General features: G+C 46.9%; 13 protein-coding genes. All 13 read right to left on the bottom strand.

All coding sequences use genetic code 11. The features are described from left to right. Nucleotides 1-233: 233 nt before the first annotated feature. On the bottom strand, nt 234-4,856 hold the full coding sequence (locus AC5YB3_RS14530) for a DUF6701 domain-containing protein (RefSeq protein ID WP_494525585.1): 4,623 nt from the start codon (nt 4,854-4,856) through the stop codon (nt 234-236). Continuing rightward, on the bottom strand, nt 4,846-5,325 hold the full coding sequence (locus AC5YB3_RS14525) for an MSHA biogenesis protein MshP (RefSeq protein WP_494525584.1): 480 nt from the start codon (nt 5,323-5,325) through the stop codon (nt 4,846-4,848). Before AC5YB3_RS14525 ends, AC5YB3_RS14530 begins: the two co-directional genes overlap by 11 nt. Further along, nucleotides 5,315-6,163 (bottom strand): PilW family protein, encoded by an 849-nt coding sequence (locus AC5YB3_RS14520; RefSeq protein WP_494525583.1) that lies wholly within the window; start codon nt 6,161-6,163, stop codon nt 5,315-5,317. Before AC5YB3_RS14520 ends, AC5YB3_RS14525 begins: the two co-directional genes overlap by 11 nt. Then, the gene (locus tag AC5YB3_RS14515) at nt 6,163-6,717 is read right to left on the bottom strand and encodes a prepilin-type N-terminal cleavage/methylation domain-containing protein (RefSeq protein WP_494525582.1); all 555 of its coding nucleotides are present in this window, start codon (nt 6,715-6,717) and stop codon (nt 6,163-6,165) included. The genes AC5YB3_RS14520 and AC5YB3_RS14515 overlap by 1 nt, the downstream gene beginning before the upstream one ends. Beyond that, nucleotides 6,707-7,204, bottom strand: coding sequence for a type II secretion system protein (locus tag AC5YB3_RS14510; RefSeq protein ID WP_494525581.1), 498 nt, complete (start codon nt 7,202-7,204; stop codon nt 6,707-6,709). The genes AC5YB3_RS14515 and AC5YB3_RS14510 overlap by 11 nt, the downstream gene beginning before the upstream one ends. A gap of 171 nt (nt 7,205-7,375) precedes the next feature. Continuing rightward, complete coding sequence (locus tag AC5YB3_RS14505; RefSeq protein ID WP_115335626.1) at nt 7,376-7,897, bottom strand: prepilin-type N-terminal cleavage/methylation domain-containing protein; 522 nt, start codon at nt 7,895-7,897, stop codon at nt 7,376-7,378. Nucleotides 7,898-8,008: 111 nt separating this feature from the next. Next, nucleotides 8,009-8,626 carry a prepilin-type N-terminal cleavage/methylation domain-containing protein gene (locus AC5YB3_RS14500; RefSeq protein WP_311890625.1) on the bottom strand — a complete coding sequence of 206 codons (618 nt, stop codon included), beginning with the start codon at nt 8,624-8,626 and terminating at the stop codon, nt 8,009-8,011. Nucleotides 8,627-8,701: 75 nt separating this feature from the next. Then, nucleotides 8,702-9,196, bottom strand: a complete 495-nt coding sequence (locus AC5YB3_RS14495; RefSeq protein ID WP_494525580.1) for an MSHA biogenesis protein MshF — start codon at nt 9,194-9,196, stop codon at nt 8,702-8,704. Nucleotides 9,197-9,246: 50 nt separating this feature from the next. Continuing rightward, nucleotides 9,247-10,467: a type II secretion system F family protein gene (locus AC5YB3_RS14490; RefSeq protein ID WP_012586663.1), complete on the bottom strand. Its 1,221-nt coding sequence runs from the start codon at nt 10,465-10,467 to the stop codon at nt 9,247-9,249. 2 nt (nt 10,468-10,469) lie between these two features. Next, nucleotides 10,470-12,230 carry a GspE/PulE family protein gene (locus AC5YB3_RS14485; RefSeq protein WP_006087049.1) on the bottom strand — a complete coding sequence of 587 codons (1,761 nt, stop codon included), beginning with the start codon at nt 12,228-12,230 and terminating at the stop codon, nt 10,470-10,472. Next, entirely contained in the window at nt 12,227-13,579 is a 1,353-nt protein-coding gene (locus tag AC5YB3_RS14480) for a tetratricopeptide repeat protein (RefSeq protein ID WP_494525579.1), read from the bottom strand. The genes AC5YB3_RS14485 and AC5YB3_RS14480 overlap by 4 nt, the downstream gene beginning before the upstream one ends. Further along, nucleotides 13,576-14,484, bottom strand: a complete 909-nt coding sequence (locus tag AC5YB3_RS14475; RefSeq protein ID WP_011847945.1) for an ExeA family protein — start codon at nt 14,482-14,484, stop codon at nt 13,576-13,578. The genes AC5YB3_RS14480 and AC5YB3_RS14475 overlap by 4 nt, the downstream gene beginning before the upstream one ends. 6 nt (nt 14,485-14,490) lie before the next feature. After that, on the bottom strand, nt 14,491-16,170 hold the full coding sequence (gene mshL, locus AC5YB3_RS14470; protein ID WP_494525578.1) for a pilus (MSHA type) biogenesis protein MshL: 1,680 nt from the start codon (nt 16,168-16,170) through the stop codon (nt 14,491-14,493). Between the last annotated feature and the right edge of the window lie 11 nt (nt 16,171-16,181).

The following is a 16,181-nucleotide window of genomic DNA, read 5'->3' as shown; positions in this document are numbered from 1 at the left end:
TGATTTTTTTTCAAATCGTCCTCTAAAAAACAGTATTTAAGCGGAAAATACTGTTTATTGACGAAAATATCGACAACCAAAAACAAAGAAACATACAAACTAACAACAAATGTCAAACTCAGAAATTGCATTTAAAATCTGTCGCCAGGGTTTCAATCGACCTTCAATAAATGAAACTGATGCGCATTTCATACGAAAGGCTCAGCTCGATTCAATAGCTGAGATAACTCAGATTAGTTTACCTCACGCCAATAGATAATTTTGTCATGCCCTCGGTAGCGACCAAAATACGCACTTGCCCGCGGATCAGTAAGATCTGTTGGTGATACACCATTCCAATTCCAGTACCATTCTAGCCATGTCGGCACATCAAAGGGCGCAGTCACTTGACCGCGGTATGGCGCACCAGTTGAGGTTACAGCTTGCCAGAGCAACTCAAATTGGCCAGCTTGGAATGTTGCAGTCCCGCCAGAACGAGTAACACTTTGCCCCACCACTAAGTCGGGATCAAAATTGTAGCCAAGGCCGGCATTGTCCACTTGCGAACCCAAACCATACACTGCAGTGGTGCAGCTATCGTTGGTATTCAATACCCAACTGCTACCATTCCAATATTCGGCCCGAGTCGGCATACGCAGTATTTCAGTTTCAGGACCATAGGTGTTATCCATCACCACACGGCCATGACGAAGCGTCTGAGTGCTGATTTTCTTAGCATTACAGTTAGTGCAAGTACCTGTAGATGCCGCATCCATATCTGGCGAAGCGACATAGGAATAGATGCTATTGGGATGAGGATCGTTATCCATCAATTGCACGCCAATATCAAGCAGCTCGAAAGGGCCATCCTGATAAAGATTCGTCGCCACATTTGGGGTTACCCGACTAAAGTTAGCAAGGTAAGTGCCATCGACCGTCGCCTCACCTTGACTCCAACTTTCAGCCTTTATAGGTAATGCACTTAAGCGACTCAGTAAATCGACCCCATTGTTATTGTTTTCTCCCACTAATTTGGCAGTGGCGAGGGAAAATGGTAGGAAATAGTTTTTCGTTATATCCCCCGCGATATTTAAAGCACTGAGCTTCATCGACATAGGGAACAGCTGATCCATATAGCTAAAGCCGCCACAGGCAGGTATGACCGATACGTTACTGACTAAAAATCTATCGGGCACAAAACGGCCAATATTAGCTGAATAGCCAATTGGAATATTTAAGCTGCTTGCCGTCCCTAAATAATTGGGAGTCGCCAGCGCCGCAATTTGGAACACGCCGACTTCGCTGATGGTCTGATTACTGATGGTATTGAGATTATTGGCCTGCGCCGAGTGGCTATAGGATGCCACGCCTAATACCCCATCATGGCCGCCACTGGCGATGCTGGGCGCCACCACTTTACTGGTAAGCTTCATCTGCGCATCGCTAAAGTTAGGCGTGGGCAAATTGGCCATGCAAAAATCCGGATCGCCATCTTTTTCCCATGCCATCGCTTGTACTGTCATGCTGAAACTTTGTCCGGCTTTACGATAAACATTACACGTCATATTCGCGCTTGAGCAGCTAGCACTGGCATCTACAGGCTTAACACACAATCCAGCCGGAACACTGACAAACTGATCAGAGCCTATCATCACGAGATCTTGCTCGTTACCACTGCCGACATAGTTAGCATCGAGTTGCAATTTGCCCGCATCGGGGTAATTCACTGCAATGCTTGCTTGTCCGTTGGTATCAAACACCAGATTAACCGCCGTAGGCGAGGCACTCGAGGTGCCAATTGCCATATTGTTGATGGTGACGGCTTTAGGCGAGATAGGCGCGCTTGGGGTTTGGTAACTACTCCAGAAATTCAGCGTTTTGGTCTGGCTTTGGAAGCTTGGGACACACTGCTGCGTCACATCAGATTTTTTCACCGCTTTGACTAACACATTAATAGGTTTATTGGCCAGTTTATCGGGCACGTCGAAGATAAAGCCACTGTCGGCGAAAGTCAGTGAGCAAGCATTCTCGCTCAAGGATCCTGAGCCAACTCTACAAAGGGTTTTGCTTAATGGTTTAGTGGTGGGATTAGAGCCCTTCACGCCTAAAGTTACTATACCGGGTGTATTTCGCCTCAGTTGCAGTTGCGCCGTACCACCGCTAAAGCTCACTTGATTACCGCCAACCCATATTCCTTCGGAGGCGGATTCGGGTAACAAGGTCGCCGTCAAAGGATCGGTAAAGAGCTGGCTACAACTGGCGTTGGCACAGGCTCGAATCGTCACGGTTTCGGGATTACAGGTTAATCCCTGCCCCGTGTGATCAAACTCAAAATGATCGATTTGGGCGCCAATAGGATTCGATTTTAGCGCACAAATTTGCACATTATCGATTTCGTGATTGTTATTTGAGCCCCCCGTTGAGCCCGTTAAAGACAATAAAAAATCACTCGGAATGGCCGCTTGACCATTTTGTGCTGCAGCGTTAAATGCGGGAACTAAAGTCACAAACCCTGAACCTGTATTACGCTCAACCTTGACCACTGACTGGCCAGATACTTGCGAATCAATAGTGATTTTATATCTATGTGCGGGCGACACGTTATTGCCGTCTACTGCGGGCGATAAGCAACTACCGCTGGTATTAGTGGTGCCGTTACTACAAGCGCCACGTAAATAATTATACCCTGACGTGCCGACACCGGAACCACGAACCGCGACTGACTGACGCCGCTGACCGACATTAGAATTACCGCCTTCACCGGAGAAGTTACCAAATTCATCAATACCAAATCCAAGCCAACCACCCGCGAACCCATTAATACCAGGTTTATAACCGTAACCTAATGGACCGCCAAAGGCGCCGGGCTGCGGCGTTATAGAAGCATCCGATAACACCATCGCAATACCGTCGGCGCCATTTCCACCATATGCATAGTGGTCAAACTGGATCTCAACTAAGTTTGCCGCTGCAGGAAAGAGTCTTTGGTAGGTCGATGCCGTAGATTGATTTGATTGGGCTTCAGTTAAGCGTAAACGGCCGCCTTGGATCGATGGGGTGAATCCTCCGCTACTTCTAGAAACGACCCAGTCATTACTCAAAGTGCTTTGGGAAAAATTATCATTAAAACATTGTAAAACAGGTGCGATTTTCTCAAGCGCTACAAAGCCATAGTCTTCAGCAAGATGACTACGATCACTATCGCCATAGGTATCTTCGTCGTTCACCATACTGACTTGAGTTGCACTCAAATTACAGCGTCTTAGCCAGCCACCATCGCCACCTCGACGAGAATCTTTCCCCGCGACTAAAGTCGGAGGATTAACAAATCCAGTCAAACTCGTGTTGTAGGCACATTGCTCAGCCAGCGTTTTAGTATTTCCCCCGCCTGTGTGGGTAAGTGCAGTACCGAATTGATAGTGAACATCCTCACCATTCAGTATGACTGTGCCAACACTGGATTTTACCGCTAAATAACCAATCGTTTCTGATTGTAAACTTTGCAGATTACCTGGTTTACATTGACCCCCAGAGCGAACTTCAGAGGTATCTAAATTAAGTTGAATACCACTCGAATTTAGCTGTGCCACGCTTGTCAGCCAACAGGTAGAATTATTACGCGTCTGCAACTGATTCAATACGACATTCAGTGAGGTATTAAGCGGCACACTCGTCCACGCAGAATTACTCATGTTCAATGCATTAACAGTAGAGATTCTACCTGCCTCAAGTTGACTGCCATCGGATAAAACATGAGAACCTGCCGTCACAGCAATCCAATGCACTTCCGGCATACTATTCGAAGCAATATAGCGGTTTGAAGGACTCGTTGGCTCACTTTGCACCCAAGTAAATCCGGTATTAGTCACAGATGACACAAAGGTTGATGCAGGTCCATCGTTGCTAGTATTCGCCGTTGATATTGTCGGCATAAGGAAAATAAGTGGTTTCACGCCAACAGGGAAAGCATTGGCAAATGTCACTGAAGTTGTGGTCGCCTTACCAAACTGTAATTGCAGCGGTGCAACAGGTAAATCTTCATTAATACTGCCACTACTCATGACTAAATAACGACTCGTGACACGACCATTGATAATCGAGTTATCATTAATAGTTAATGTTGCATCGCTATAAACTCGTCCATTGAGTAAAGTGCCACTATTTAGCTGAATATCGCTATAACCGAAAATAAGGGCAGAAGCCGTATTATTTTCATTAAATTTACTGCCATTAAACGCAAATTTCTGTTTAGTAAAAATGCGGACATTACCTTGCAAAATCACCTTAGCATTTTGGTTCAAGGTAAAACTATCTACCCAATAGTCCCCTTCGGGTAAAACGAGTGTCGCGCCCCCACCAATAGCGATCGTGTTAAATCGATACTCATTTTGAGTAGCCGATAAAGTCAGAGTACAAGCAGAATAAAGCGAAACATTGTCAAACTGACTTTGCCCATTACCACCAAGCGTTAATTGCTCGCCACTATTACAATAACCATAACCGCCACCAGCGCCGCTACTCGATAAAAAAGCATTGCTCCCAGTTAATTTTAACCCTCGGATATCACTGCCATCGATAGTACATTTTCGCACTCCACCAGAACCGTTATCACAACTGTTATTAGCAAGCCCGCTGCCATCGTTACTCGAACAATAATCTAATGCAGCACCACCAGTACCATTAATAATGCCATTACCGTTTATCATCAGCTGTGGCGATGATATCTGATGGCATACGTTAGAGTTATCGCCATGATGCCCTTGAGCAACCTTGGCAAAAATAACACTCTGGTCAATAGGGTCGAATGCCATCACAGCAGAAGGGAAACTCAAGATAAGTACTGCTAATATGGCACGATGAAAAAGATTAATTCCCACGGGCTTCTACCTCAACTTTTCGGCTGACGCGCGTTTCACCGCTTTCGCATACCGCTTTACTGCTGATTCGATATTGAGTGACTGTGTCTACAGCATATGCTGTACAAGTCAACGTCACACTACAGGCATGAAAACCAGTTACATCGGGCGGTGTCCAAACATCTGATGCTAAACACGTTCCGACGTTACCATTCAATGGAAACAACTTAGCCAGCGCGGCATCGGCGCCACTGTTTGCAGCGGCAAAAGCACGCGTCCCCCACACTTCTTGGGTGAGCCCGGTATCACCGTCTTCCACAATATTGATCAGTGCCGATGCCAGCAGAAACATCACGGTAATCACAAACACGCCAATGATTAACGCACTACCCCGCTGCCGCATAGGCAGAGCGTAAGATTTTGATCTTGATAGTGATGAGCTGGATGCTGAGTTACGCCCTACCGATCTACGATATGAATTAAGGAACATTGATCACCTGCACTTGATGTCGATATTGGAACGTCTCACCATTGACATTAAATCTTGGCTGCAAGTGCACCATGGCATTATTGACTAAGCTTGACGGTGTTAAGATCAGTGGCAAGTCATTACTATTATCGAGGCGATTCGCCACACTTTGCGCCATTAGCACGCCCGTGCCCATAGTGGCAAGATTTGGTTGAACGGTATTAAAGTTATAACCAGCATAACGCACTATTTGCAAATCATTACCGCTTGCCCCCTTTTCAAAGCAATAACTCACAGGACTCGAACCAAAATAGATCCGTTGTCGTGGTGATGCTTCAGCAAAACGTGTTGGCGCAGTAAAAGTCAGCGTAACTTGATTACCCGAGATAGCAATCGTTTTAACCTGTGCCCGTTTTTGTCTCGCGCTGCTATACACATCGGCGTCAATCAAGGGGTAGATCCAAGCAAATTGATTCACGCGAATCGCACTCGCGGTATTATCTAGAATAACTATCCCAGTACTCGCGGCAGCTACGGGGATTATTGGCATAGTGAGATAAGTCGTGCTGGCTTCGATAGGCACAAACTCGATACATTGATAGGTCAGCGAATCGGTATTAACTCGCACACTATTAGGCAAAGCACTACGCAGCTCACGGGTCATTCGCTCAACGGCAAAACGGCTCTGACTTAGTACCTGATCGACTGAACTCGACTCCACAAAAATCCGCGTACCAAAAATAATAAAACTACTCACCCCGACCACAAGAATCCCCAGAATCAAGATAACTGTGACCATCTCGACTAAGGTAAAACCCCGTTTGGATGTTTGCATACGCTTGGCTGAAAAAGAGCTCATTAGTAATTGCTCCTCACCAGATTGTAAGTAATTACTTCATTGTCCGGCGTCGTCACATTAATCGTGACTAGCTTAGTATTGGGCGCAGGCCCATAGGCGACAGTGACACTTAAACTATAGTTAGGATAAGCAGCGGCATAGGTTTGGGTTGAGTTGAGCATAGTCGCTGTTTCATTTAAGCCGTTGTAATCGTCCACATCGTTAAAGTCGTTACGGCTCTCACCTACCTCAGGACCCAAAGAAGTGGAACAATTGCTTCCTAGCGGACTACCACAAGCTGGCGTACCGCCATTGGCATTAGTGTTTTGATCGTAACGCTTGCCCCAGATTTCATTCATCACCGAATGGGCAAGCTCAGCACTGCGTACTCTATGTAAGGTGCTGGCCGCACGATCAGCTTGGGGAAATAACATGCTGGTTAGCATCACTATCGCAGTGCCAATCACCAACATACCAATGACTAATTCGATAAGGGTAAAACCCTGCTGTGGTTTGGCTTTTATGGATACTTTTATTGATGCTTTGTCCAATAGCAGCCGAGGATTAATTCGCATAAATATAACCCTCGCTGGAGACATTAATCATCACAGTGTCATTAGCAATCACACTAATGCATGGCCCATTACAAGCCAACGAAGGTCTACCATTGATATCGAAGTCGAGGCTGAAGTTGCTGCTGTTAGTACTGTTAGGGCCTACTAGCACTAATTGAGCACCACCTTGAAAAGCTTGGCTATAAAGCGGGTTTGGCGATAATGCAGTACCAGAACAAGCTGCCCCATTTCGGGCTGGGAATTGACTCACTTGATAATCAGTGGCAGAGACAGTTACACGAAAACACCTGTCAGTATTATTGAGCGCTTTCTGCTGTACTTGACGCAGTTCGCTAATCAACTCGTTACGTAGGCTATAAGCACTGTAGGAAGACTGGGTAAACAGGCGAGGCAGTACAACCACAGCAAGAATTGAAATCAAGATGATGGTCGTCACTAATTCAACTAAGGTAAATCCGGCCTGTTTTGACATAGAGAAGTTAAGCATCGCTCGGGTTAATTGCTGATTTCAAGTGCTAAGTTCAGTTTCTGCCAACGGTATGATTAACGCAAATAAATGTCGGCAAATTTTGGCCGACTCATTTATTTAAAATCATGTAAGAACCGCATTTTACCTAAAAAAAAGGCCTGCTAGGCAGGCCTTCTAATACAAAATAAATCAACAACCGTTATCTGTTAGAGTAATCGTTGGCAAAGCACCTGCACTTGCTGCCGCAGTGTAAACAATCTTACAGCTTGCTTCAGAACCAGTTGTAGTTACATCAGCAGGAGCGCCACGTTGCCATATAGTTGCACCTGTACTAATTTCGTTAATGATCCAGTCATTATTACCAGAAGCCGTTGGAGAACTACCAGCATCAAATTTCACATCCATACCAGCCTCTAAAGCAGCCTTTGTTGCAGCCATATAACCATAAACAATGGCGACATCATCGGTAGTTGCGGTAGTACCTGCGATATCTAATGTATCAGTTGCTTTTGTCTCTTTACCTGCTAATGCTGCTTTTGAATAAACTAAGCTATTTGCACCTTGAATAGCCCCCTTCATACCTTGGATTGCAGAAGCACGCGCATCACCTTGCAAATTAATAAACTTAGGTGCCGCTGTGACAGCAAGAATACCTAAGATAATGATCACTACGACTAATTCAATTAAGGTAAAACCTTGTTGTCTTTTCATATCAAACTACCTTTCTTTATAAGTGAGTACTCGTGTGAGTACTGATTAAGTTAAGTCACTTCTGAACTAAGTTACTTAAAACATGAACAAAATAAAACTGTTAATTACAGCCTATGGCACAAATGGCGTTTGGGTAAAGCTTAGCACTTTACCTGTACCTGGGTTATACACGATTCCTTTCGCACCAGCTGTTGATAAATCCGGTGTAGGAGTCGGTACGCCAGTTGTTTGATTTAGCACCAGTGAAGCAACTTGGTGATAAACACATAAATCTAAACCAGCAACGACAGTGCCTGTAATCGAATTAGCACTGCCACCTGCGCCATCAATCACGCGCACGGTATAACGTTGATTACGCGCATCTTGAGTGTAGAGCACATTACGAGGAGCACTCTGCAGCACGGTATTAAATACTTGTTGGCAACTCGCATCCGTCATTGCAGTCACATCCGTCACTGAAGTTCCTGTAGGATAACCAAAACGTGGATCGAGCGAAACTGACGTACCGTCGAGGATCACGCTGCTATTTTGGCGCCCATCAACTTCCCACTGCGAACGTACAAAGCTAACCGCAGTCGATAAACCACCGGCGACACCGTCAACACTGGCGTCTTCAGCATCATCGGTGACATTTAAGAATCGTGGGATCGCGGTTGCGGCGAGTAGCCCTAAAATCACAATCACAATCACTAGCTCTATTAATGAGAAACCTGTTTGCTTAGTTTTCATATATATGCCCTATACCTAAGAAATTTTATTCTAGCAGCTAAATCAATTTTAAAAAGCCATTGAGTTAACAATATTTTACGGTGCAGTCAAAAAAATGACCCTGCCAGAGTTCAGTTGATAGCCTAAACTATCGCCATTGTGCGACCGATAGTGACAGCTGTTATCCTTAACTAAGTAATCAGCAACTAGCCCTGCGTTATCCACTTCGGCACCCATAAGTTGCTGCCATAAATCTTGGCAACCTTGGCCGTTTAACTGTTTAGGTTGCGGCCAACCTAAACCATTCACATCAACGACACTTGGCTCAGTTTCCTTGGCAGAATTGTCAAACACTTCCCAGTTCAACTGCATCTGCGGCGGCTTTCCCAAAGATAACCATTGGGAGCGCGCCATCACCAGTACATTTAAAAAACGCACATGATCGACTTCTAATCCACGGGCCGCAATTTGCGGTAGGGTAAAAAAGTACTTAGCTCCAATCACCGCCATGATAACCAACACTAACCCTATGGTTATCATACGCCCATAGATGCGTAATAGATCGCTTTCTGCCTTTTGCTGAGTCTGCATTTAACCTCAGCCCCACACGTAAGATAGAAGATAAACATTATCCATATCGATTATTTACCGCCCTTGACCACATTAAGCATATCCCACATGGGCAGGTATATCCCTAAGGCCAACACGAGTACAATCACGGCCACAAAACCGATCAAAATAGGCTCCAATTTAGCGGTGAGGTTCTTTAAATCATAGTCTACTTCGCCCTCATAGAAGTCTGCCGCATCATTGAGTAATTGATCGATTTGCCCCGTCTCTTCACCCACTGCCACCATTTGCAGCACTAATGGCGTAAATAACTTACTCTGATTCGATACCCTCAACATAGAGTCACCAGACTCAATCCCACGGCGCATACCGACTATTTTGTCGTGCATATAGGCATTATCTACCGCATCAGCCACTAAACTTAGGGCTTGTGTCATAGGCACGCCAGCGCTCAGCATCATAGAGAAACTGCGACAATAACGGGCTAACGTCGAACGCTCGATAATCGATCCTACGGCGGGGATGTGCAGTTTCCACTTATCCCACTGTTTCTCGCCCTTTTCCGTATGGTGCCAATAACGGATGCCGATAATAGTGCCAATCAGCGCCACCAACATCAGCGCCCAATAATTCACAAACAGATTCGATGTACCTATCAACACTTTTGTCGCCCAAGGTAAGTCAGCGCCAAAGCGGGAAAACATCTCGGCGAACTTAGGGATCACCATGATATTGAGGATCACCATAGCGAGTGCAATCGAAATCAATACAAACATGGGATAACGCATGGCCGATTTAATTCGTCGCCGCGTTTCCTGCTCACGCTCGATATAACCCGAAAGCTGAATAAAGGCATCCTCTAACTTACCGGTGTTTTCTCCCACGTGCACCATAGAAACAAACAAGGAATCAAATACATCGGGATGTTGATTCATGGATGATGACAAGGGCCGTCCTGCGGTGAGCTGCTCAGAAATATCGTTGAGCGCATCTTTCATCCGCTGGGAATGTGCCGTTTCAGACAAACCCGCAATCGCCCGTAAAATCGGGATACCAGAACGAGTCAGAGAATACATTTGCCGAGTAAAAATCTGTAATTCTTCTAACGCGACTTTACCGCCAAACAGCTGGGTCAGTGAGAATGACTTAACCACTTTAGCGACTTTGACTTCGAGGGGAATAATCCCCCGCGCCAATAGCATGTCAGCGGCAGCACTTTCCGACGCAGCATCCAATTGCCCCGTAACAGATTGACCTTGACCACTGCGTCCGCGGTATTGATAAATCGGCATAATTACGCCTCAACGCCTTGTTGGCTAATAATATCCTTCGACAAAGGTATCTGAGATTCACTCACGTCTTCCACCAGCTTAGCCACCTCTTCAATGGTCGTCATGCCTTCGCTCAAATATTGCAAAGCAGACTCGGCAAGCGGGGTGAAGTTAGGGCTCTGCAACGCGGCTCTGGCGAAATCCTGCGGATTACCGGTACGCATCGCATCGATCATCTTTTCGTCGAGCTCGAGGATCTCAAAAATACCAATACGGCCACGATAACCACTGCCGTTACAACTCTGGCAACCGGTACCGATTCTAAAGTTTGCATGGCTAAAATCTTTACGACTCACGCTACTCAGCCAGGCTTTTTCCTGCGGTGTCGGTTGATACTCGACGCCACAGTTATGGCAAACACGGCGCACTAAACGCTGGGCAATAATCACCCTTAAGGCACTGGCGACCAAATAACTCGCAGCGCCCATGTCGAGCAAACGCAGCGCACTGGTGACCGCATCGTTAGTGTGCAAGGTCGATAACACAAAGTGACCCGTCAATGCGCCCCTCAGGCCAATCTCAACAGTTTCTTGATCACGCATTTCCCCGACCATGATGATATCGGGATCTTGACGCAAGGTGGTGCGCAATACGTTGGAAAAGTTCAAGCCAATCTTATGGTTAACTTGCACTTGGTTTATCCGTGGCAATTGATACTCTACCGGATCTTCCACTGTGATGATCTTACGGTCGGCGGTATTGAGCTCACTCAAAATACCGTACAAAGTAGTGGTTTTACCACTACCCGTGGGACCAGTGACCAACAACATGCCGTGGGGGCGTTTAATCTGTTTACGAATACGCGCTAAAATAGCAGGTGGCATACCGGTTTCGTTTAGGGTCAATAACCCCGCCGATTGGTCGAGTAAACGCATTACCACAGATTCACCGTGGTAAATCGGCATGGTCGACATACGCACATCGATATGGTGACCTTTAATTTCCATATGAAAACGGCCATCCTGCGGCAAACGTTTTTCAGAAATATCGAGACCCGCCATCAACTTAAGTCGCAACACTAAAGCCGCTGCAATATTAACTTCATTCAGAATCGTTTCGTGTAACTGACCATCGATACGCTGGCGAATACGTAGGGCTTTATCACCGGGTTCGATATGGATATCCGAGGCGCGCATTTGCACCGCATCCTCAAAAATCGACTGCAGCAGCTTAACCACTGTAGTTTCATTGTCACTGTCGCCAGAAGTCAGACTGGCTAAATCGAACATCTCATCGGCGGCGTATTCTTCTTCGAGCTTACCGGCGATCTGAGCAATTTGGTCTGTACGGCGATATAAGTTATCAAACGCTTGCAGCAGTTGCTGCTCAGGCGCTACCGCTAGCTTCAAACGCTTAGGTGCGATAAGCATTTCGAGATGATCGAGCGCCTGCAAATCGGCAGGATCACTCATAGCAACCAGTACGCTATCGCCCCTGTCTTCAACCGCTAAAGCGCGGAAACGTCGGGCTTGAACCTCAGGAATAAGATGCACGACTTCCGCAGGGATTGGCATTTTACTGATATCAAGCAAAGGCACATTCAATTGTTGCGACAAGAACTGCAGCAACTGATGCTCAGTAATCGATTGCAGATCAATGAGGGTACGACCCAGTTTTTTGCCCGTATTGCGCTGCTCTCCTAACGCCTGTTGCAACTGCGCTTCGGTAATAATGGCTTCTTGAACTAACAGATCGCCCAAACGCATTTTTAATCTGGGTTTCATTGGCTATCTCCTAGCTGAGTCAAACGTTGTTCGATAAAGGCACTCGCCTGCGCCGATAAGCCTCTGTGGCCTAATGCAGTCCGATAGGCTTGGCGTGCTTGGGAGAATTGCTGCTGCGAATCAAGCGCATAAGCTAGTCCCATCCACCATTTAGCCTGTTGGGGTTCTTGTTGTAATAACTGCCTGTAGGCTTGTTCCGAAACGGAAAACTGCCCTAGCTTTTGCGCCAGATCCGATTGTGCCATCCACTTTTGTCTCGCCAGCGGATGCGTATCAGGTATGTTAGCTAACGTCACTAATGCGAGATCAGCCTGACCAGCGGCTTGCTGAACCCGAGCGAGCAATAAGGCAAAGTCTAATTGCTGCGGGAATAACAGCATACCTTGCTGCAACACTTCGCTGGCTTTGGCTAATTGACCTTGACCATAATGCAGCGCAGCCAATTGCTTGCGCGCTTCGTGCATACTGGGTTCAAGCGCCAAGGTTTGCTCATAGTAACTAATGGCATCTTTGAGCTTGCCATCCCTTTCGGCCTCGCTCGCTAACGTAAACCGCTTCTTTGCCAGCTGCTTTGGCGTTAACTTCACCTCAGTAATCGCCATTTGCCCTTGTTCTTTGGGCGCGAGTCGATTAGTGCCTGCATCTGCTTTAACTTCTTGTACGTTAAGCCCATTGCTCGCATTACCTTCATTATCGGCGGCCACACTGGCCCGCTCCGACATCATTAACGCAGAGGGCGCAGCTACAGTGACCTCGGCGCTACGCACACTCGATGTCGCACGATTTGGCTGCGAGTGGCTTGGCTCGCTTACCGTATCGACCTTGTCATCTGCGAGTGCAAGGCTCACGTCTGCTTGTGGTTTTTGTTGGGGTTGCGACTGAGACTGAGCTTGTTGCTCATGCTCAGCTTCTTTTGCGGTTCCCAATTCTGGTGCCTGACTCGATGCCACTTCGGTGGCACTTGGTTCAAACTCTTCACTATTCGCTGTCATCGCTGCCGCAATCTTCTGTGTCGTCGCAAGCTTCAATGGTTCAGCAGCGGCATCGACGTTAGGTGAAGCTTCTTCTGAGGCAACACTGTCGATCCGCACAGACTCAGTTTGGGCGGTTAATGTATGTTGTTCCTGCGCTTGAGATGAAGCTGTCGCTTCTGCAGGCTCTGCCATGAAGAATTGCCAGCCATAAACCGCGCCGCCACCGAGTAGCAGTGACACACCACAGAGTAGCAGCCAATGAGATGATGAACGCCTGCGAGCTAAATATTGCACCTGCGGCTGAGCCACATTGCTGAGTTCATGCCCCTGCTGACGTTTGTCGAGATCCTGCAACATCTTGTTGATCACGCTCATACAACACTCCTCAAAACGTGTTGTAATCCCAAACCGAACACCACAGTTATCAGAGTGAAAAAAGGCAGCCATTTCCACGACAATAATCGGCGCACGCTCGCATCTTCAGTGTCTTGAATCGCCGCTTTAACGTGGGAGGTTTGCACACGCGTAGCACCCTCGCCGAAACTCAGTAACAAGGCTTTGTGGGCAAGAATATTGATCAATCTGGGGATCCCTCGGGACGCATAGGCAATCTGACGTGTTTCCCGTGATGTAAAGAGTGGTTCGCCCGCACGCCCTGCTATGGCTAATCGGTGACGAATATAAGCATCGGTTTCATCCCATGTCAGTGGGCGAAGGTTGTAGCTAAAAGTAATACGTTGTCTTAATTGCCTGAATTCTTGGCGTTTAAGTCTTTCATCAAGTTCGGGTTGCCCAAATAACACCACCTGCAATAACTTACGCGTCTCGGTTTCGAGATTAGTGAATAACCGCAGCGCCTCTAAACTGTCGTCCGGCAATGCCTGCGCTTCATCGAGCACTAATACGATGGCGTGACCATGGGCGCTCAAAGCTAAAAGCTGCTGCTGGATAAGCCCAGTGAGCTGCTGCTGGTCGATATTGCTGGCGTATTTAAGGCCTAACTCACTCGCCACCGCCCAGCGTAACTCTGCAGGCGTAAGGTAAGGATTGGGTAGATAGGCGCAATGGAACTTAGTCGGTAATTCATTGATAAGCTTACGGCAAATCAGAGTTTTACCAGTCCCCACTTCCCCTGTCACCTTGATAAAACCTTCGCCCGTTTGTAGCGCAGTTTGCAACACTTGCAAGGCTTCTACGTGTGGCGATAGGCCGAAAAAAAATCCGGTATTAGGTGTCAATGAAAATGGGGCTTGGTTTAAGCCAAAATGCTTCTGATACATAGAAGCTTACTTTGTCTCCGGATACCAACGATCTAATAATGTCTTAGAACGTTGTAGCTCAGTTTTCCACGTATCGACGCCAACTACCGTAGGTTTTAACAGAATAATCAGCTCAGTTTTCTTCTTCTGCTTGTTGCGGTTTTTAAACAATTCACCGAGGAAGGGAATATCACCCAACAAAGGCACTTGCGATACCACTTCAATGTTTTCACTCTTCATCAAGCCACCGATGATGACTACGTCACCGGAAGCGGCGCGGATAACGGTATCAGACTCGCGAATTTCACTCTGAGCTAAAGGTAGCTCCAACGAAGCATCACTCACTTTGATATCTTTAGTCTGCTCTTTCACATCGATAACGGATGGATGCACGTGCAATAACACATTACCGTCACTATCAATTTGCGGCGTGACATCTAAGGCAATACCTGAGAAAAACGGCGTGAGCTCGACTTGTGGAGTGGTCACAGGCGTTGCGCCCGCTACTGTGGTCGATGAAACGTCAGTGACAAAATACTCATCAGTACCGACTTTAATCACAGCTTTTTGGTTATTCGATGCTGTCACCCTTGGGCTAGACAATACATCCACATCGCCTTGGGTATCTAACAGATTGATCATGGTCGTAAAGTCGGAGCCTTTAATACTCAGCGAGGTCACACCACCAATCGCCGAAGTGATTTTATCGCTTAAACCAGGGCCTTTCGAAGTCCCAAAATTCACATTCGTATTGCCTACATGACCAAGCACATTGTCCCATTGGATGCCCTGCTGATAGCCATCAGATAAAGTGACTTCGATGATCTTAGCCTCCAAGATCACTTGGCGCTGGAGATGACTCTCGGCGGAATTTAAGAAAGTGCGAACTTGGCGTAATTCACTTGGGAAAGCACGAATGGTCACTAAACCCGCCTGCGGCGTGACCACCACTTGCCGCCCATTTCCTGTGTCACCAATAATCGCCGTCAGCGTTTCTTTCAGCTCGCCCCAAAAATCAGTCTTAGTGCGCGAGCGGATAAATGTGCCGTTACTGCTATCGCTGCTGCCATTGCTGCTGGAGTTATTACCATTACTGCTGTTGGAGCTGTTATTACTCGAACCACTATTATTTGCGTTGTTATTGCTCGAATTACTATTGGAATTATTGCTATCGGAAATGCGTCCAGAACTCACTGAGGTCACTGATAAGCCGTCGCGCTCCATATAAAGATAATTCAGCGGGAAAGTCTCAGTACGCATTCCAGCAGGGAAGACTCTTAGAATACGCCCTTCACGGCTCACTTCGTAACCGTAGATATCTTCAACCACTTGAATCGCTTCGCTTAAGGTTACACCTTTAAGGGATAACGAAATCGTACCTTGCACATCAGGATGCACGGCAACACTCAGCGGCGTACCTTGGACTAAGCTTGGAAAAAATACTTTGGCATCCACATCATGGGCAGAGACATCGAAACGACGCTCAGTTTCCAGCGCAGGGGTTAAGCCTGACAGTAAAGCGCCCGAATTCAATTCTCGCTGAACCGCATCCGGCATAGTCGCAGGCGGTGGCGTCGTTGATGCCGTAGCCGTCACCATTGAGGCCGCTAATTCCGCCTTACTCGCCTCCGGCTGTGGCCTATTTGTGGTCTGACACGCCACAAGGCAAAGTGAGAGCAGAGGTGTAAAGTATTTAATCGCTTTCATCTGAGGTGTAT

Source organism: Shewanella sp. 1311 (assembly GCF_059338235.1).
The sequence above is the reverse complement of the archived record's forward strand: the minus strand, read 5'-3'. Positions and strand labels throughout refer to the sequence as shown.

Excerpts from the sequence above, each read along its gene's own strand:
- AC5YB3_RS14505 (WP_115335626.1), bottom strand. The coding sequence starts at position 7,897 with ATGAAAAGACAACAAGGTTTTACCTTAATTGAATTAGTCGTAGTGATC.
- AC5YB3_RS14480 (WP_494525579.1), bottom strand. The coding sequence starts at position 13,579 with ATGAGCGTGATCAACAAGATGTTGCAGGATCTCGACAAACGTCAGCAG.
- AC5YB3_RS14500 (WP_311890625.1), bottom strand. The coding sequence starts at position 8,626 with ATGAAAACTAAGCAAACAGGTTTCTCATTAATAGAGCTAGTGATTGTG.
- AC5YB3_RS14515 (WP_494525582.1), bottom strand. The coding sequence starts at position 6,717 with ATGCGAATTAATCCTCGGCTGCTATTGGACAAAGCATCAATAAAAGTA.
- AC5YB3_RS14490 (WP_012586663.1), bottom strand. The coding sequence starts at position 10,467 with ATGCCGATTTATCAATACCGCGGACGCAGTGGTCAAGGTCAATCTGTT.
- AC5YB3_RS14525 (WP_494525584.1), bottom strand. The coding sequence starts at position 5,325 with ATGTTCCTTAATTCATATCGTAGATCGGTAGGGCGTAACTCAGCATCC.
- AC5YB3_RS14475 (WP_011847945.1), bottom strand. The coding sequence starts at position 14,484 with ATGTATCAGAAGCATTTTGGCTTAAACCAAGCCCCATTTTCATTGACA.
- AC5YB3_RS14485 (WP_006087049.1), bottom strand. The coding sequence starts at position 12,230 with ATGAAACCCAGATTAAAAATGCGTTTGGGCGATCTGTTAGTTCAAGAA.
- AC5YB3_RS14520 (WP_494525583.1), bottom strand. The coding sequence starts at position 6,163 with ATGAGCTCTTTTTCAGCCAAGCGTATGCAAACATCCAAACGGGGTTTT.
- AC5YB3_RS14495 (WP_494525580.1), bottom strand. The coding sequence starts at position 9,196 with ATGCAGACTCAGCAAAAGGCAGAAAGCGATCTATTACGCATCTATGGG.
- mshL (WP_494525578.1), bottom strand. The coding sequence starts at position 16,170 with ATGAAAGCGATTAAATACTTTACACCTCTGCTCTCACTTTGCCTTGTG.
- AC5YB3_RS14510 (WP_494525581.1), bottom strand. The coding sequence starts at position 7,204 with ATGCTTAACTTCTCTATGTCAAAACAGGCCGGATTTACCTTAGTTGAA.